Raw genomic sequence first — 18,099 nt, forward strand, 5'->3', positions numbered from 1 at the left:
CTCAATATTCAAGCTAAATATGATGGCTGAAATGCAAAAAAACCGAGCTATATCTAACTCGGTTTTTAATTTTTAAAATCAATAAAATGAAGACTGACTTATAGATCTAAAGTGATTTCTTTACCTTTGGCACGAGAAACACAAATCATCATACTTTGCTGTGATGCTTTTTCATCGTCATCTAAATATTGGTCAAAATGCTCCGCTTCACCTTGTAAAATCGCAGTTTCACATGTTCCACATACACCTTCACGACATAAACATTCAACATCAACATTTAAAGCTTCGATCGCTTGTAAAATGGTTTGATCTGCCATGACTTCGATACGCTGATTTGATTTTGCCAAAATTACAGTAAATGATTCAGCATTTTCAGGCGCACTTGAAGCAAATTGTTCCCAGTGTATATATTCATCACGATAACGGTGCTGATTACAGGTATTAATCACCGCATCAATCATTGGTTTTGGTCCACATACATAGACATGTGTGCCTTTTGGCTGAGAACCAATAAGCGTATTTAAATCTAAATGTGAGCCTTCACTGTCAACATAACTATAAATATGTTCAGCATGTGTACCTTGTTTGAGTTCATCCAACAAAGCAGCATGTTCAGGCGAACGAAATGCATAATGCAACTCGTAATTTGCACCACGTGCATCCAACTCATCCATTTGTGGTAAAAATGGGGTAATCCCTATACCACCCGCAATTAAAATGTGCTTTTCACCCGTTTGTGATAGTTCAAACAAATTTTTAGGTGATGAAATTTCAAGTTTAAAGTCTTGCAAGCAATGATCATGCATGAAAACTGAACCACCTTTCCCTTCAATATCTTTACGGACACAGACTTGATAAGTGGATAAATCTGCTGCATTACTCATCAATGAATAGGCATTAGAAAGCTTGTCATTCATTTTGACAATAATATGGCTGCCACCTGTAAATGCAGGAAAATTTTCACCATTTTCACGTTTAAAAGTAAAGCGTTTAATTAAAGGGGTAAGTTGCTCGACTGCTGTAACAACAGAGGGAAACATTTGATAACTGTCAGTCATCTTTAAATCCTGATTTTTAGCATAAAACACTGCACGTACAGTCTTTAATTTTGAAAAATACACCGATTTCAGCGTATATATTTGTGCTTAAAAACAAATTGCTATACGCTAAAACTTTAAAAATTTGTTGAATGAAATCTCGATTTCAAATCAAGTCAAAATCAAACACCTAAACATAAGTATTTGATTGTCATAAACTCTTCTAAACCATATTTAGAACCTTCACGACCAATACCTGACTGTTTCACCCCACCAAAAGGTACAACTTCATTTGAAATAGCCGTTGAGTTCATTCCCACCATGCCATATTCAAGTTGCTCTGAAACTTTGAAAATACGAGAGATATTTTCGGTATAAATATAAGCAGCTAAGCCATAAATGGTTGCATTGGCTTGTTCAATCACTTCTTCATCAGTTTCAAAGCTGATCAATGGTGCAACAGGTCCAAAGATTTCTTCAGAAACAATTTCCATGCTTTGATCGACATTGGTCAAAATCGTTGGCTCAAAAAAGCTATGACCTAATGCATGACGCTGACCACCACAGGCAATTTCAGCACCTTTACTGCATGCTTCATCAATCAGTTTTTCTGCTTTTAGTACAGCTTTTTCATTGATTAATGGACCAATTTGGACACCTTCATCCAAACCATTGCCAATTTTTAAAGCCTGTACCGCTGCGACAAATTTTTCAGTAAATGCAGCATAGACATTTTTATGTACATAAATACGGTTAGCGCATACACAGGTTTGCCCTGCGTTACGGTATTTTGCCAACATTGCGCCTTGAACCGCTTTATCTAAATCAGCATCTTCAAATACGATCAAAGGTGCATTACCACCTAGTTCTAGCGCAAGCTTTTTAATGGTTGGCGCACATTGTTGCATGAGCAAACGACCCACAGGTGTAGAGCCTGTAAATGTCAATTTTTTCACTTTTTCATGTGTAGTGAAAATCGAACCAATCGCTTCAGATTTACCTGTTACAACATTGATCACACCTGCTGGAATACCTGCTTTTTCAGCCAATTTTGCAATCGCTAAAGCACAATAAGGTGTTTCATTGGCAGGTTTAATCACAATCGTACAACCCGCAGCAAGTGCAGGTGCAGCTTTACGTGTAATCATTGCCAGTGGGAAATTCCACGGCGTAATTGCAGCAACAACACCGACAGGTTCTTTAGTCACTAAGAAACGTTGACCTGCATTGGTTGTTGGAATGACATCGCCATAAACACGCTTGCCTTCTTCGGCAAACCATTGAATAAATGACGCTGCATATTTGACTTCGCCCAGTGCTTCAGCAAGTGGTTTTCCTTGCTCAATGGTCATGATACGTGCAAGGTCATCTGCATGTTCTAAAGTCAATTTATGCCATGCAAGCAATAAATCAGCACGTGTTTGTGCTGTTAAATTTTTCCATGACTGTAATGCTTGGTATGAACTTTCTACTGCTTGCAGTGCTTCCGCTTGTCCCATATTTGGAATTGAGCCGATTTCTTCATCTGTTGCAGGGTTAGTGACAAACACTCGGTCTTGATCATTTGCCTCTACCCATTTTCCATGAATAAAAGCAGATTGTTGGAATAATACGTTATCTTGTAATACTGACATTTTTTAATCCTAAAGTTGGCGTATTGGGTTGGGAAATAAGAATGGGCTTATTCCCAACCCAAAAGTGTCGTTCATCAAATTATTGATGATGTTTTGCTACAAGACTTTGGAAGTAAGCAATACCATGCTCACTAATGCCTGAACGTTGTTGATCTGTCATGATACGACCTTGACCACGGTAACCACGTGATTTCAAACCACGTTGTACACTTTCAACGAGATTTAAATCTTCTGGACGGAATACATGTTTGTACCATTCGATCAAATCTTTTTGTTCTTGTGTTAACTCTTCATTTAAGAAATAGATGTCGTAGTGTTGTAGTGTAGTTTCTTCATCTACAGGGAATTCATAAATTGCTGTCATGAAATCGCCACCTGGTGGTACGTTAAACATCGTACTTGGCCAAGTCCAGAAACCACTGAAAGATGGGTCAACAATGGATGGATCAAGTTTGAATGATTTTTCAGAAGAACGTGCGTAACCAAACTGTAAAGTCCAGTTTTCATGAATCGTGTGCCAATATTTATCGACTTGGACTGAGTCTGAGAAACCAGGGTGTGCAGGACCACAGTGGTAGCATTCCATGTAGTTATCTACGATAAGCTTCCAGTTCGCTGCTGTATCTGTGACAAAACGTGCTGCAAGTTTAAGGTCTTTTACCACTTTACATGCTTCATCAAGTTTTTCTGCGAAACCAGGCAGTTGATCAGCAACACACGTTGCTTCAGGATCCATATTGATAAAAATGAAACCTGCATGTTCTTCAACTTTTAAAGACACAAGGTTTGAACCTTCTTTGTCAAAGTTGGCAACATTTTCACAGTTACGAGCCAATGCCAATGAACCATCTAATTTGAATGTCCAAGCATGGTATGGGCAAGTGATGACATTTTTAGATTTGCCTGCACCTGTTAATAACTCATGCCCACGATGTGGACAAACGTTATAGAACGCACGCAATACGCTGTCTTTACCACGAATGACAATAATATTTTCACCAATAATTTTACGTGTGAAATATTGGTTTGGTGTTGCAACTTCGCTGCAATGTCCTACACAAATCCAACTTTTTGCATAAATTTCTTCTTTTTCTTTTTCAAAAACTTGCTTCGATGTATAAAACGCTTTAGGAATTGTCCATGCGTTGTCTGCATCCTGACAGAAGTCTTCAGGTAATGTATCGACTGCTTCTACAGTAGGAATCTTTTCAAGTGAATTCATCGTATTCTCCTCACTAAAACTTAAATTGCTGATTTTTTCAAATTTGGATTTAAGAACTGCAACAAAGCATCATAAATTGCTGCGACTTCATGACAATCTCGTAGTAATGGCAAGCAATTACCACGTAGCCCTTTGCCTGTATGTGTTTGAATATATGGACTTAGATGATTTAACTTTTTAACTAAGTCGACATTTTCTGCATAGCAAACATCATATTGAGTCAAGGCAATAAAACTGTTAGGCACAACTTGTGTAAGTACAGGTACACAACGTAAAGCATGCTGTGCAGAGGTTGCTGTCCATGTCTGCATCAACTGTTGATCTTCAATTTGATACACTAAACTTTGTGGCTGATCTGAACTGCCTTGGGCTATAAATGATGGAAAAATTAATGCCAAAGCTTTCGGTTGTTGCTGTGCTGATAAGGCTTGTTGCACTTGTAATGCAAGTGAAACCCCTGAACCATCTGCCACAATTGCCGCTTGTTCAGCGCAAATATTCCATTTTTCTGCTTGCGTACAAATCAATTGATAAGCTTCTAAACAATCCTGTTTTCCTTGCGCCCAATCAAACTCTGGCACTAGACCATATTCAGCTAAAAAAACTTTAACCTTTAAATCTCGGGCTAACTGGCGAGCAATATATTCATGTGAGTCAGCACTACCCACCACATTGCCACCACCATGCACATAAAAAATCCAAGACCAACCTGCTTCAGGTTCGATACCCTCAGGTCGAAATACACGTAAATCAATCGCATGTGTTGACAAGGTCAAGGTGCAATCATCTATGTGCATTTCTTCAGTTCTTGGCAAGGTATAATGTTGCTGAAATGCATCATATGCTGCCCGAAGAGAATCAATATGTTGATCGGCAGGGCTATATACACCACTCCAATAATCAAACATTTGCATATCTTCTGTTAAAATCGGCAGATTATTTTCCATCATACTGACTTCCTTTCACGCTCAGAATCTAATTCAGTCTTCAGTACAGTTGAATTTAATGCTTGTTGTATGAGTACATCGTTCGTTTCTTGAATTCGTTTTAGCGTGTCGCTTTTCTCACCTTTTTCAATCATATAAGAAGGTAATTTTGCATAGTCATCACGCAACCAACGCACTAAACCAAATGTCTGTACCAAAATAATGACAATAAAAGGTAAAGCAGTGACAATTGTTGCTGCCTTCATGGTGTCTAAAGGCGCTTTCGAAAAAATCATTGCTAATGGGACGAGTGTGAGCATCACACACCAAAACAAACGAATATTCGGCGATGGATCTTGACCTTCTTGTAAGCCTTTAGAACAGGTTGCCGACACAGCGTAACCTACAGCATCCATATGAGCAGCAAGGAAAATCACCATGATTGCTAAATAAATCCACATCACAGCAGCACCACCAGGTAAAAGGTTGAGTAACTGTGCAATTGCGACTTCACCACCCTGTGTACTTAATATTTCAGGTACATTCACCGCACCTTGTAGGAATTGGTAAATACTGTAATTTTCCATGATGCCAAAGAAAACCCACATGCCTACACTGCCACCAAGCACCATTGCCAATATGACTTCTTTAATGGTACGACCTTTCGATACACGTGTTACAAAGAGCGCAACGCCAGGTGCATAAGATGTCCACCATAACCAATAAAATACAGTCCACTCACGTGTGAATTTTCCATCACCTAAAGGATCAGTAAATAAACTCATACTGACAAAGTTACTGAACATCAGCCCAATACTGCTGATTGTGTTGTTTAACATGAACTGACTTGGTCCAAAAAAGAACACATAAACAGCAAATGCTAATAAGGCATAACACACCATTGAGCTTAGACGCTGCATACCTTTACTCATACCGACATAAGAGCTCAAAGCAAATAAAATCGATACGAAAAGTACAATTACAGCAGTCGTTACAAACGTATTTGGAATACCTGTTAGAGATGACAAAATATTAGTGAACGTAATTGCAGTCAGTACCAAAGAAATCGTTAAGGCACCAAACATACATAACAGGAACATTAAATCGATTAAACGTCCGACCACCCCTGTCGCTTTAAAGCCAGTAATTGACTCCATAATGGCAGCTAAACTGAGCCCTTTATTTTTACGTACATGGAAGCTATAACATACAGAAACAGAGGCTAAGGCATAAATTGACCATGCGCTGATGGTCCAATGGAACATGGTATAAGGCACACTATATTTCAATGCTTCAGGCGTTTTTGCTGCTATGTTTAAGCCAGGCGTTTGATAATAATATGCCCAATCTAAAAAACACCAATATAAAGTTGAAGATCCTAAGCCCGCCAAAATAAACATGAAAATCCATGACGATGTACGATATTCTGGTTTTCCTTCCCCTAATTTGATATGTCCATATTTACTAAATGCTAAACCAGCCACAAAAATACAGGCAAAAAAACCAAATAAAAGCACTGGAGCGGAAAAAATAGAAGTGCTCCAATATAAAATCTTTTCTGCAAATGCAATTGATTCTTTCGAATAAACTGAAAGCGCGAGTACCGAAAGGAAAACAATAGATAAACTGATACTTGCCAGTACCTTATCCATTTTGACCTTATTGGCTTTACTATCCATATTCATAAATCCTTATTGATGAAACTCAATCATTACTGATCAGTCCCTATGAATAATTTGTGATCAATACTGCTATTGCAGCGCTCACTTCATCCGTTGTTGCCATACAATAAACACAAGCGTATTGAACTAAGTTTGCTGTTCATGTACTGCTTTGTATTTTTTTGCTGACAACTCAAAAGCAAAATGTCATGGTTAGAAAATGAATAAATATCAAGACAGTGTATTCATGAGCCTTTCATAACCCCTTAGAACACAAGGAGATTCTGTCTTGATATTCAATTACAGCGCGCATAAAACAATTATGAGGGAGTGAACACAGTCTTTACTCCCACTATGCCTTGTGGTAAAACCTCTACGCCAATTCCATCACCTGTACTGGTTACGATTTCCCCTAATCTTCGCCATGAAAACTCATTTCGCTTCTTAGCACATTTCTCAGACGCTAAGATGCTTTTTCAGGCATCAAAGATCAACAAGGTAATCATTAACCCAATGGACACGAATCGTGAATAATCTACCTAACCTTTCAGACTTAAAGGTCTTTTGCGTAGTTGCGAAGAGGAAAAGTTTTGTTGCTTCAGCAGATGAACTTGGTGCATCACCTGCTTATGTCAGTAAACGAATCAATATTTTAGAAAATAATTTAAACTGTACTTTGTTTCACCGTAGCACACGGCATGTCAGTTTAACTGAGGATGGAAAGCTGATATTGGAGCGAGTTTCCAATATTTTAAATGAGTTCGATGAACTGAGTGACCTCATTAATAACCCACAAAACACACCCACTGGGCGTATTGATATTGTCAGTAGTTTTGGTTTTGGGCGTACTCATATTGCCCCAATTTTATCTAAACTCATGACGATGTATCCCGCATTAGATATTCAATTTAATACCATTGACCACACAATTGATTTAATCCAACACAGTCTAGATCTTGATATTTTTGTAGGTAATGATATTTCACCAAATATGATTGCAAAAAAATTATTGTCTAATTTCCGTATTTTGTGTGCATCACCACGTTATCTACAAATTAACAGTGAACCTGATGATTTAGATGAACTGGCTCACCATACTTGTTTAGCCATCAAAGAACGTGACCAATCTCGTCATGCTTGGAAATTACGTAGCCCAATGGAAGATGTTTCTATTTCCATTACCCCAAAATTTACTTCAAATAACAGCGAAATTATCAAGCAATTGGTGATGGATGATCAAGGCATTATGCTGTGTTCTGTGTGGGATGTACTCGAAGAATTACAGGATGGGCGTTTACAACATGTTTTAACGAGTTACTGGCAAGATGCTGATATTTGGGCAGTTTACCCTTCTCGTTTACGTAGCTCGTCGAAATTAAAAACCTGTATTTTGTTTATTCAGGCGCAATTATTAAATCGCCTACAATATTTAAATACCTTAACTCGCGGTAAACCTATTTTAGCTAAACCTGCGCCAATGACCTTACCTCCTGAAAAAGTATTTTTATAGTTTTCTCATCTTTTTATGTCTTTATTAAATAAAATGTTGAGGTAATTTTTTTATTATTACCCCAACAAAATTTAATATCATTTTTAAGATAATGACTCGAATATGATTTAAAAATAATAACCCACTGCTAAATATAAAAGTTTATTCCAGTCATTATGATCTCCTTCTGCCAATGCTTTGCTTGTGCCGCCAATCATTGCATCATTACGAGCCCAAATATATTCGGCTTGTACTCCTATTTTTTTATAGTTAAATGCTAAACCTGCAATAATACGATTTGAATCTTCATATCCTGCTTCATCTTTAAAAAATTGACTATATGACAGATAAGGTTTAATCCCTGTAATGCCATTAAATTCATTATTCACACTATAATTCAGTTCAGCCATCGCATATTTTCCATCATTGGCAATATTATAGGCATAGTCAAAAGCGCCCAATGTTGAACTATTCGGCATGAGTTGGTCTTTATTATTTATTTTTTGCTGCCCAGCCAATAACATCACTTGCCAATCTTGATAATTGGTGGTGCTAAAAATATTCCAATTACTTTTATGCCCTGTTTGATCATTTTTTTTATTTTCTAAATCTGAATACCAAATCGAGCTACCAATTTCTGATGAGAAACGATTCTGTTCATCCCATGTGATATTTTTTGATGCACGTGCCACCCACATATTTTTTTCTTGAATATGGGTACCATGTTCTAAATCATCAGCTTCAACAAAGTTGCCTGTATAACGGCTTGAATCTTTCGAAGTTCCTTTAAAATTACCACCATCTGTTGGGTAAAAACCTAAAGTTAAATGATAATCTGGATGCTTGAGTTGATATTTTAAACCAAGATTATGTACATCCTCATAACCCATTGTGTTAAATAGCGTTTCGTAATAACTACTACCCCAAAAACGTCCAAATCCAAAATCCACAGCTTGTAGACCTGCACTTAATATTTGTTGGTCATTAATTTTATAACCTGCCCAAGCACTATGTAAAAAAACAGCATCACATAATCGGTCATATTGATAACAGCGCACATCACTTTGCGCTAACCAGTTTGGATTTTCATAATTTAACACGAGCTTTAAATCAGCAAGTTTCCAGTCACCATTTGTACCTTCACTTGCTTCATCAGCAAAATCTTTATATTGGTAACGTGTACGTACTGCACCTGAAACTGCCAATTGTCCTGCTTCAGCTTGTTTGTCGCCCCATGCAAAAGCCTCTGCATGACTCAAAGAACTTCCCAATAATGCAATTATTGAACTATACATCCATACATTTTTCATAGTGAACATCCCTGCCAAAAAGGTGTACAACTTGAAGAATTTTAGACATTTAATCAATGTGTTATCTATAAACCTAGCCTTTACGTTATGTGTTTAATCTCTATAAGCTATAGTACAACTCAATTTATATTTTATTTTTGAGTTAAAAAGCATAAAAAATACGGATTAAATCAATTAATCCGTATTAGGTTTAAGTCCAAAATATAGAGTTAAACTGTCTATATTTTTACTCATATTCCATTTATTGATAAAATTTTTCGTTATCTAACATTCGTTTGTGCTGTGCTTTAGGATACTTTTGTTCTTGTAAAAGTTTCTTCAATGCAGCTTTTCCATGTTCTTTATACGCCTTACAATAGGTTGCCGAGACAGCCAATTCATCTAAAGCTCGCCATTCATAGACACTCGCATTAATAAATAAACCATTTGCAGGCAAAGGAATATCAACTGCTTGTTTCGCAAAATAGCACGCCAAATCAAAATCTTTTTTTGCTCGATAATAACGGGCTAATTCATATAGCGGCTCTGCACGATGCTGCTTGACTATCCAACTTTGTAAGTACTCTCGATAAACGATACGCTCATCCATTTGTAAACGATCAGCCATTTGCGCCGCGCGGAACTGAGCAACCCAACGTTCTTCATCCCAACCACGCCCCGCAGCACGCTTTAAATACACTTCGCGACTTTTATCTAAAATTCCTGCATCTCGATAACTTTGTGCCAGATAAAAAACATAACGCAAATTATCAGGCTCATCTTTCAAGCCTTGTTCAAGTACAGCGATATCTTTGAGATAGGTTTCTTTATTTTGCGCTCTAGCACCATCATGCTGCACAAAAATATTTAACCCTGTTAATGTTGCCCAACGATGTGGTTCTGTCGAATGTAAATATTCATGTAATACACCTTTCCACTCCCAAGGTAATTGAGTGGAAATCATAGCATTGCGTCGATAACGTAAACTGCCATAAATCACTGGAAAATAATAAGCATTTTCAGTCAAATTTGACCAAGCAAAATTTGGTTCTGGTTTTAATTGTTCATCAGCATCAATAAATAATAAATAATCTGCTGTAGGAAGATCTTTCGATACAGCCAGTTGTAATGCTTCTGTACGGTTAAAACCAAAGTTTTTCCAAGGGCGTTCGTATAAACAACCTGGAATATCTTTTAAATAGTTTTGAATAATTTCTTGCGTGCCATCTGTTGACCCAGTATCAACAATGCACCATGAGTCGATCCACGGTTTAACAGAAGCTAAACATCTTAAAATGACATGTGCTTCATTTTTCACAATCATATTTAGGCGAATATGTTTTTTCACTTGAATATTCCTTTTTGCTCTAAACCAATCATCATCATGACTCACCTAGATTTTTAAATATGAACTAAAGTTTATTGAAAAAACCGCCTTCATTTAAAGGCGGTTTTTATTTCATCTACAAGCTAATATTCTTAGAACAATAACTGTTGATTACGTACTAATTCTTCAAGCGTAGTGTCTGTATTGTTCAATGTTAACAACACATGAGAACTATATGCTGAACCACTACCATCTCGGTCAATACTGATCACAGTATCATTACCATTCTTCTCAGCTTTAATAAATTGAGAAAGATAATTCAATGCACCCGGTAGATCACCATTATTTGAAATCAGGTGATCATAATTAGAATGATCAAAGTTAGTTAATAGCTCTTGTACATCAATGATATCGGCATTTTTATTAACCTCAACTGAACCTTTTTGGAAGCCAAACCATGTATCAGCACCATGACCACCTGTTGCATCAGTTTTATTTAATAAATCATAAATAACAGTATCTTGACCGATAGACTGGCTATGGAATTCATCATTACCAGCGCCACCATTAAAGATATTGTTACCTAACCCACCATAGAGTTTGTCGTTGCCTTCATTACCAAAGAGGATGTCATCACCAGCGCCACCATAAATCGTATCATCACCAGCGCCACCTGAAACATAGTCATTACCAGCGCCTGCTGAGATCACATCATTTCCTAAACCGCCATAAATCGTGTCGTTATGGTTACTGCCAGTTAAGATATCATCGCCAGCATAACCATACATCACCACAGAACGGTCTGAAGTTGATGCATCTAAATGATCAACTGCGTTATCACCTTCAATCAGTTTCAAGTTGCTATTAAGCGTTGAATCTTTAGTGATTAAGCTGAGGTCAAGTAACTTACCTAATGATTCAGTGGTTGAGATGTTTTGGCTGTCTGTTGCAGTCACTTTAATATTATTCAATAGGTCAAGTGATAACAAATTACCATCCACAATACCCAAAGCACCATCTTCAGTCGTGAAGCGAATTGTTGCTAAAAGCTGGTTAATTGCAGCATTACTGATATTTGGCTGTAATGGATTTGTGCTGGTAAATGTAATCGACACTGATGATGCAATAAGTCCTAACACACCAGAGTTTGCTGTAATTTCAGCTTTAATACCTAACTCAGCAGCAAGTTTTTCTGAATAAACAAATGTCGGTTTAGTTAAGTTCACACTGATCAATTGTTCAAACGTTAAACTTACTTTTCTCAAATCTTCATCTGCATCGAAGACAAAGATATCTTGAGCACCAAGGTCGATTAAACCTAACACATCAAGTCCAACAAGCCCTAATAATGAAGTATCAGTACCAAAGACTAATGGTGCTTGGTTGTTTGGATTAAAGCTTACATCTTCAAGGTCAGAGGTATCGAAGTTGATATCTGTCTTAGAAGTATCGCCATCGTTATCTTCAACAACAATTTCAACATTGGTATTGTTGCTGCTTGAGCTTGATACATCTAACTTCGGCACAAGCAACTTACCATTAGCAATGAGTGAACCAATCACTTCATAGTCTGAATTGAAACGTGCTGCGTAATCACCTTCGCCTTGTAACAGTAAATTCACATTATCAAGTTTGATAATCTGATTCACACTTTCCATATGAAGGTCAGCGTTAAACCCACCAACGAACTCACCGTCTACACTGATATAAATCAATGTTTGATTTGTTGTAGCATCAAACTCAAAGTGTAGATAATTAATCAAGTTACCTGCACCAAAGCCTAGACGTCCACCACCGACTAACATATCAGAGAGATCAATTACATCTCCGCCTAATGCCACTGAACGCATGTCAAAATCAGTAATACGATCTACAGCACCAAGGAAGCCATTACGATAATCACTCTTCTCCCAACGGAAGACATCTGAACCTTCACCACCTGTAAGTACATCATTACCTTGACCACCAACGATCAAGTCATTACCTGCACCACCAAAGATAGTGTCGTTGCCTGTACCACCATATAAGATGTCATTTTTATTACCACCATACAGCGTATCGTTACCGCCTAAGCCATAAAGTGAGTAAGACAAATTATTATCTACAGGACGCATTTCAGAACTTGCTGAACCTTCATCCATGATGACAGTCTTAGCTTCAGTACCCAATAATAAATCACTGAGTAATCCAACATTTAGCAGTTCAGTATTGCCTTTCGATGCAAGTGTTGCACCTGAAGCATCTTTCGCTGTGATGTTGACTGTTGGTAATACAGATAAATCTAGTATTCCACCTAAAGCACCACCATCGACTGTGACTGTTTTTAATAGCTGATTGACTTTCAGTGCATCTACAGGCGTACCATCAAGATTTGTAATGGTTAATTTCATCGGCACTAAGCCTAAAGTTGCTTTTTGTGAAACAACTTTCAGACCAAGTTCAGCCGCAAGTTTGGTATTGAACAGTAATTCTTTTGAGTTACCTAATAACGAACCTAATAAACCACCTACATCAAGTGCGCCAATACTGATTTCAACTGAAGAAGCACCTTCACCTTGGATTGAGAATAATTGTTCACTTTGTAAGTTAATGATACCAGCAACGTTTAAGCCAACCGTACCCAGTAAACTATTCGTTTGTCCACCCAATGAAACTGATACAGGCTCAGGTTTGTTATAAACCGCAGGATCAACCTCAAATACTGAATAATGATATTGACCTGTCGCTAGATTTACGGTGATGGTTTCACCAGATAACGTCGTAACTAATAACTCACCACCTTCTAAGCCTTTATAGTTATAAGCATAGGTAATGATTTCTGGTGATGAACCTGATTGAGTAATCGTATTTGATTCTGGATCAAATTCAAAAGTTACTCCAGCAACTTTCACTGATTTAACAAAACCACCATCTGCACCATAGTTATGAACAACTTGATCTACGCTACCATTTGGCTGAGTTACAGTTTCAATAAACACATTGCCTTCAACCTCATAAGTATTGGTTAACTTATAAGTTTCACTTGCATTGGTCACTGGTTTGTCATCAGTCACTTTCACCGTAATATATTCAGACTCTGAAACATCACCACGATGGTTGCTAAAGTTCATACGAATATCAAATGCAAGCACGTCATCTAAAGTGGTACCCACTTCGCCATGACCAATTGCTTGTTTTAAGTTCACAGTATATGTGCCGTCATCTTGGATAGAGACCACAATCACTTCAGACTTAACAACTTGACCATTTTCAACGTTATTGACATAACCAATTAAGTCACCATCTGCATTATGTTCCCAAAGTACATCTTGTCCTTTTGAGGTTAATGCTGTTGCAGGTGGCTCTAGATAGATATGACTATACGCAACATTTGGTAAATCAAACTGACCTGTATAACTTAAACCTGTTGAAGCATTCGCAGCCGATAATAAGTCATGTTCAGAGAACTCTACAATCGTGCCAGCTTGGTCTAAATCATTGTCTTTATAATGCAACTCTACTGTTGTTGTTTCCGAAACATTACCTGCTTTATCGGTAACAACAGCTTCAATCGTAAACTGAGTATCATCACTCCAAGTAATATCATCTAGTAATGAACTTGGAACATTAACACTCCATTCACCATTCATCACTACCGCATCAACTGGACCCAAACCATTAACTGTAACTTTAACAATTTGACCATCTTCTGCACCATCAGTTTTACCACTCACAGTAAGACCTTGTTGCAACTCAACAGCAGTTAAAATATCGTCCACAGCAATTGGCTGATCAATCGTAACTTCAGGCGCAACTGTATCAACAATCACATGGTGTGATGATGAGTTTGTATTACCTGCACTATCAGTGACTTGAACTGTAACATTATGGTCTGCATCAGGAAGTGGTTGATTTGCAGTAATACTCCAAGAACCGTCTGCACCTGCAACGACAGTACCATAAGAAATATTACCTACTTTGATTTCAACAATCGCCCCTGCTTCAGTTTTACCAGACCATGTTGGTGTTGGGTCATTACTATAGCCTGCTTTATCCGTTAGGATATTTTGCCCAGCATCATCATGTACTTCAAATGTTGGAGCTACAATACTCTTCTTCACTGTAAAGTCATGGCTAGCAAGTTTATTGAGACTTAAACCACTTAAATTATAAACCTCAATTCGATACTGACCATCAGCCATTGTCGCAAGCTGTGTAGGTGTTAAATCTGCGCTCCAAGTATCCTTAGATGTAAATTGAGAACCTGTATCATTTGTATTCCATCTAGAACTACCTAATCGGAAGATCTGTGTTGTTGTACCATCTGCATTGACTTTGAAAATACGTGCATATGTTGTAGTCAGGTTCGTGTCACCATAAATCTTAACCGCAACAGCACTTTCAGCACCATTAATAATGTTATCACCTGCAACGACACCAATCGTTGCATTTGCTGGAGCAGATATACCATTATTAAGATCTGTCACTGCTTCAGATTTACTCACTGAAGCTGATGCATTACCTGCACTATCTTTCGCTACAGCACTAATTGAAACATTACCTGAGCTTGGATATGTCACTGCATTTGCAGGAACTTTATAGCTCCAGTTGCCCTTAGCATCAGTCATGACTGTTGCTGTATGCGGATTACCACTAGCACCTGTAATCGTCACCGTAATTTCAGCATTTGCTTCGCTTGTACCTTTCACTGTATAGCCAAACGCACGCTCTGCCTGATCAATACCATTCCCATCAGCAACGCTTGTAATGTTTACAGTAGGTGCTTGAGTATCAAGTGTTACAACCTTATCAAATACGCTAACTGTAGTATTTTCATCATTTGCAGATGCACCATCATATTGGCGTACCAAAATATCACCAACTGCATATTTGCCATCAGCAGGTAAGTTAAACTGACCCGTCGTTGCAGTGCTTCCTTTTGGAGCACCTTCAAGCCATGTTAAACCGCCATCTGTTGAATATTCCCAACCCAGTTCAGCCTCTAAACCACTGACTTTAATCGCTGGATTTTTGGTAATACCATCTTGTTTTTGATGCTCTGAAATTGCACCAGAAGCCACTGCAAAAGTATCTTCTAATAAACTTAATTCAACAGATGCAGGTGCAATAACATCGCCAGTGATCTCTCCTGGTGCTTCAAGTGAAGCGGTTTGATCATTGCTCTTACCTGTCGTCACACTATTAAATGCATTTGGATCTACAGAGATTTTACCCACAACATCATTACTTTGATCTGGTGTAAATACTGCGGTATAAATCTCAGGATCATTGACGTCTTGACGTAAATTCGACAACGTACCACCCGTAACTTTGACATCGCTTAAGTCAAAGCCAGTGACTAACTCAGAGAATTTAAACGTAATAATCGTTGTATCGTCAGTTGCATTAACCACATAGCTATCAGAAGTAATCGTTAATGTTGGCGGCAAGCTCATATCCACCGTCACAACTGAACTTTGTCCTGCAAGATTTCCATTACCGACTTCATCAGTAAAGATATCTGTTGCTAAATCCACAACAACTGGACCGTAAAAATCAACTGTTGTTAAATCGACAGTCGTAGGGTCAATTGCACTATTTGGATCCATTGGAACAAATTGGATATAAGGCTGCGCACCACCTGTTGGTGTTACAACAATAAACTTACCTTGATCACTTGTTAACTGATCTGCAATATCCTGTAAATCAACAGGAGTCACAACACCATTATCAAGCTTAAATAGCGGCTCTGTGCTTACAACTTCAACAACACCATTTGCATCAATTTGAATCGTGACTTCAGGTGCTTCTGCATCAAGTGTGATTGAGTCATCTTGTACTGTTTCACTAACGTTACCCACTTCATCAGTTGCTGTAACTTCAATATTTAATGACGAATCTGCTTGTTGCTGTTGATAGCTATTTAAAGTCGCTAAGTCTGCTGGTGTTAAAGGTACATTCCATGCGCCTGTCGGATCTGTCGTTACTGTAAATGGTGTATTTAGACCTTCAATAGAAACCACAACCGTTGAATTTGGCTCTGCTGTTCCTTGAATCACAACGGTATTAGCAAGTTCATCTGCATTGATAGCTTGGTCATTACCATAAATACCACCACCAATGGTCGTAATACCTGTTACTACTGGATTGACAGTTTTAGTATCGACAAGGAAAGTGAGCTCTGAGCTATCGACATTACCTTGCTGATCAGTTGCTTTAACGACAACCTGATTATTTCCTTCACGTACAGTGATGGCAACTTCTATTTTCCCTGCATCAATATCAGCTTGCTGTAGAACATAGTTGTCACCATTCACATTAATGATGTCACCTGCTTGATTGGCATTCGTTAATGGAATTGAGATATCAACTTTATTGTCATTACCCAATTCTTTCTTATTAATTGCACCATCTACAAGATCGGTATCATCAAGTAAGCTAATTGGACCTACTAAATCAGTCGCTTGGGTATCCACTACAAAGTCAAGCTGCTCTTGATCAACATTACCTTGTGCATCGGTCATTGTTGCAGTAATGGTATTTGCATCTTCATTAATGACGATGTTTTGAATCACTTTTCCTGCTAACCATTCACTGTGCGTAATGGTGTAGTCATTACCATTAATTGTAATGGTATCGCCTTCTTTGGCATCTTGACCCAAAATCACTTCAACTTGCGTTGATGTTTTATTTGCACCAAGTTCTTTCAGATTGAGTACACCATCGCCGTTTTTATCTTGAGTTAATCGAATTTCACTAATTAAATCAGCTGGCTTGGTATCTACAGTCACCTGAGCTTTTGACTCTTCAATTAACTGACCTGTCGCATCTTTTAAACCAAGTTCAAAAGTATTGTCACCTTCTTTTAACGGTCCAACATTTTCAACCAGTGCAAAGCCTTGATCAATATCACCTTGTGTCACTGTATGAGTGATACCACCCACCTCAATTGTGTCACCCACTTTAACATCTGTACCTAACTCGATAGTTAAATCAACCAAGTTATCTACAGGTTTTTCAGTGCTGTTTAAAATATTATCGCCATTAATATCTTCAACAACAGTCACTTTACCAATCAAGTCAGATACAACAACTTCAACAACAGTAATATCACGTTCAACTTGACCTTTACTGTTAGTCACTTCAACAACAATGGCATTTGTACCTGATTTAACAGCAACCAATACATCTAGCTCTGCTGCTGAAATTTCAGCTGCTGTCAAGATATGAGGTTGACCATTAATAACAACAACATTACCCGCTACTAAAGCATTTGCTATTGGATCATTTAATTGAATTTTGACACTTGTTAAACCATCGTTGCCAACTTCTCTCGTATCCAGTGTTCCTGAAAGATCTAAATCATCATTTAAGGTTACTGACTTAATTAAATCAGCGACAGAGCCTTCACCAGTTGCACCCGTTTCGCCTGTAGCGCCGGTTTCACCTGTAGCGCCAGTTTCGCCTGTAGCACCGGTTTCGCCTGTAGCACCGGTTTCGCCTGTAGCACCCGTTTCACCTGTAGCGCCAGTTTC

Annotated in this window: 10 protein-coding genes; 2 read left to right on the forward strand and 8 right to left on the reverse strand. The window is 38.0% G+C overall.

Annotation, left to right across the window (positions count from 1 at the left end):
• Positions 1-98: 98 nt before the first annotated feature.
• From cntB to HX124_RS16775, 5 genes are all read right to left on the reverse strand, one after another.
• On the reverse strand, positions 99-1,058 hold the full coding sequence (gene cntB / locus HX124_RS16755; RefSeq protein ID WP_286384196.1) for a carnitine monooxygenase, reductase subunit CntB: 960 nt from the start codon (positions 1,056-1,058) through the stop codon (positions 99-101).
• Positions 1,059-1,219: 161 nt separating this feature from the next.
• Positions 1,220-2,671, reverse strand: coding sequence for an NAD-dependent succinate-semialdehyde dehydrogenase (locus HX124_RS16760; protein ID WP_286384197.1), 1,452 nt, complete (start codon positions 2,669-2,671; stop codon positions 1,220-1,222).
• Positions 2,672-2,750: 79 nt separating this feature from the next.
• Positions 2,751-3,893, reverse strand: coding sequence for a carnitine monooxygenase subunit alpha (gene cntA, locus HX124_RS16765; protein WP_286384198.1), 1,143 nt, complete (start codon positions 3,891-3,893; stop codon positions 2,751-2,753).
• 20 nt (positions 3,894-3,913) lie between these two features.
• Positions 3,914-4,843: an alpha/beta hydrolase gene (locus HX124_RS16770; RefSeq protein WP_286384199.1), complete on the reverse strand. Its 930-nt coding sequence runs from the start codon at positions 4,841-4,843 to the stop codon at positions 3,914-3,916.
• On the reverse strand, positions 4,840-6,498 hold the full coding sequence (locus HX124_RS16775; RefSeq protein ID WP_308978449.1) for a BCCT family transporter: 1,659 nt from the start codon (positions 6,496-6,498) through the stop codon (positions 4,840-4,842). Before HX124_RS16775 ends, HX124_RS16770 begins: the two co-directional genes overlap by 4 nt.
• A gap of 312 nt (positions 6,499-6,810) precedes the next feature.
• On the opposite strand from HX124_RS16775, the gene HX124_RS16780 reads away from it, so the two are divergent.
• Positions 6,811-7,014, forward strand: a complete 204-nt coding sequence (locus HX124_RS16780) for a hypothetical protein (protein ID WP_286384200.1) — start codon at positions 6,811-6,813, stop codon at positions 7,012-7,014.
• Positions 7,007-7,990 (forward strand): LysR substrate-binding domain-containing protein, encoded by a 984-nt coding sequence (locus HX124_RS16785; protein WP_286378168.1) that lies wholly within the window; start codon positions 7,007-7,009, stop codon positions 7,988-7,990. Before HX124_RS16780 ends, HX124_RS16785 begins: the two co-directional genes overlap by 8 nt.
• 107 nt (positions 7,991-8,097) lie before the next feature.
• On the opposite strand, the gene HX124_RS16790 is transcribed toward HX124_RS16785, so the two are convergent.
• The 3 genes from HX124_RS16790 to HX124_RS16800 all read right to left on the reverse strand — a co-directional run.
• Entirely contained in the window at positions 8,098-9,279 is a 1,182-nt protein-coding gene (locus HX124_RS16790; RefSeq protein WP_286384201.1) for a hypothetical protein, read from the reverse strand.
• A 241-nt stretch (positions 9,280-9,520) separates the two neighbouring features.
• Positions 9,521-10,606 carry a tetratricopeptide repeat-containing glycosyltransferase gene (locus HX124_RS16795; protein ID WP_286384202.1) on the reverse strand — a complete coding sequence of 362 codons (1,086 nt, stop codon included), beginning with the start codon at positions 10,604-10,606 and terminating at the stop codon, positions 9,521-9,523.
• Positions 10,607-10,737: 131 nt separating this feature from the next.
• Positions 10,738-18,099 (reverse strand): Ig-like domain-containing protein (locus HX124_RS16800; RefSeq protein ID WP_286384203.1); only part of this gene is annotated, 7,362 nt, incomplete at its 5' end.

It is taken from the genome of Acinetobacter sp. 226-1, from assembly GCF_030329325.1.
Lineage (GTDB): Bacteria > Pseudomonadota > Gammaproteobacteria > Pseudomonadales > Moraxellaceae > Acinetobacter > Acinetobacter sichuanensis.

Excerpts from the sequence above, each read along its gene's own strand:
- cntB (WP_286384196.1), bottom strand. The coding sequence starts at position 1,058 with ATGACTGACAGTTATCAAATGTTTCCCTCTGTTGTTACAGCAGTCGAG.
- HX124_RS16760 (WP_286384197.1), bottom strand. The coding sequence starts at position 2,671 with ATGTCAGTATTACAAGATAACGTATTATTCCAACAATCTGCTTTTATT.
- cntA (WP_286384198.1), bottom strand. The coding sequence starts at position 3,893 with ATGAATTCACTTGAAAAGATTCCTACTGTAGAAGCAGTCGATACATTA.
- HX124_RS16770 (WP_286384199.1), bottom strand. The coding sequence starts at position 4,843 with ATGATGGAAAATAATCTGCCGATTTTAACAGAAGATATGCAAATGTTT.
- HX124_RS16775 (WP_308978449.1), bottom strand. The coding sequence starts at position 6,498 with ATGGATAGTAAAGCCAATAAGGTCAAAATGGATAAGGTACTGGCAAGT.
- HX124_RS16790 (WP_286384201.1), bottom strand. The coding sequence starts at position 9,279 with ATGAAAAATGTATGGATGTATAGTTCAATAATTGCATTATTGGGAAGT.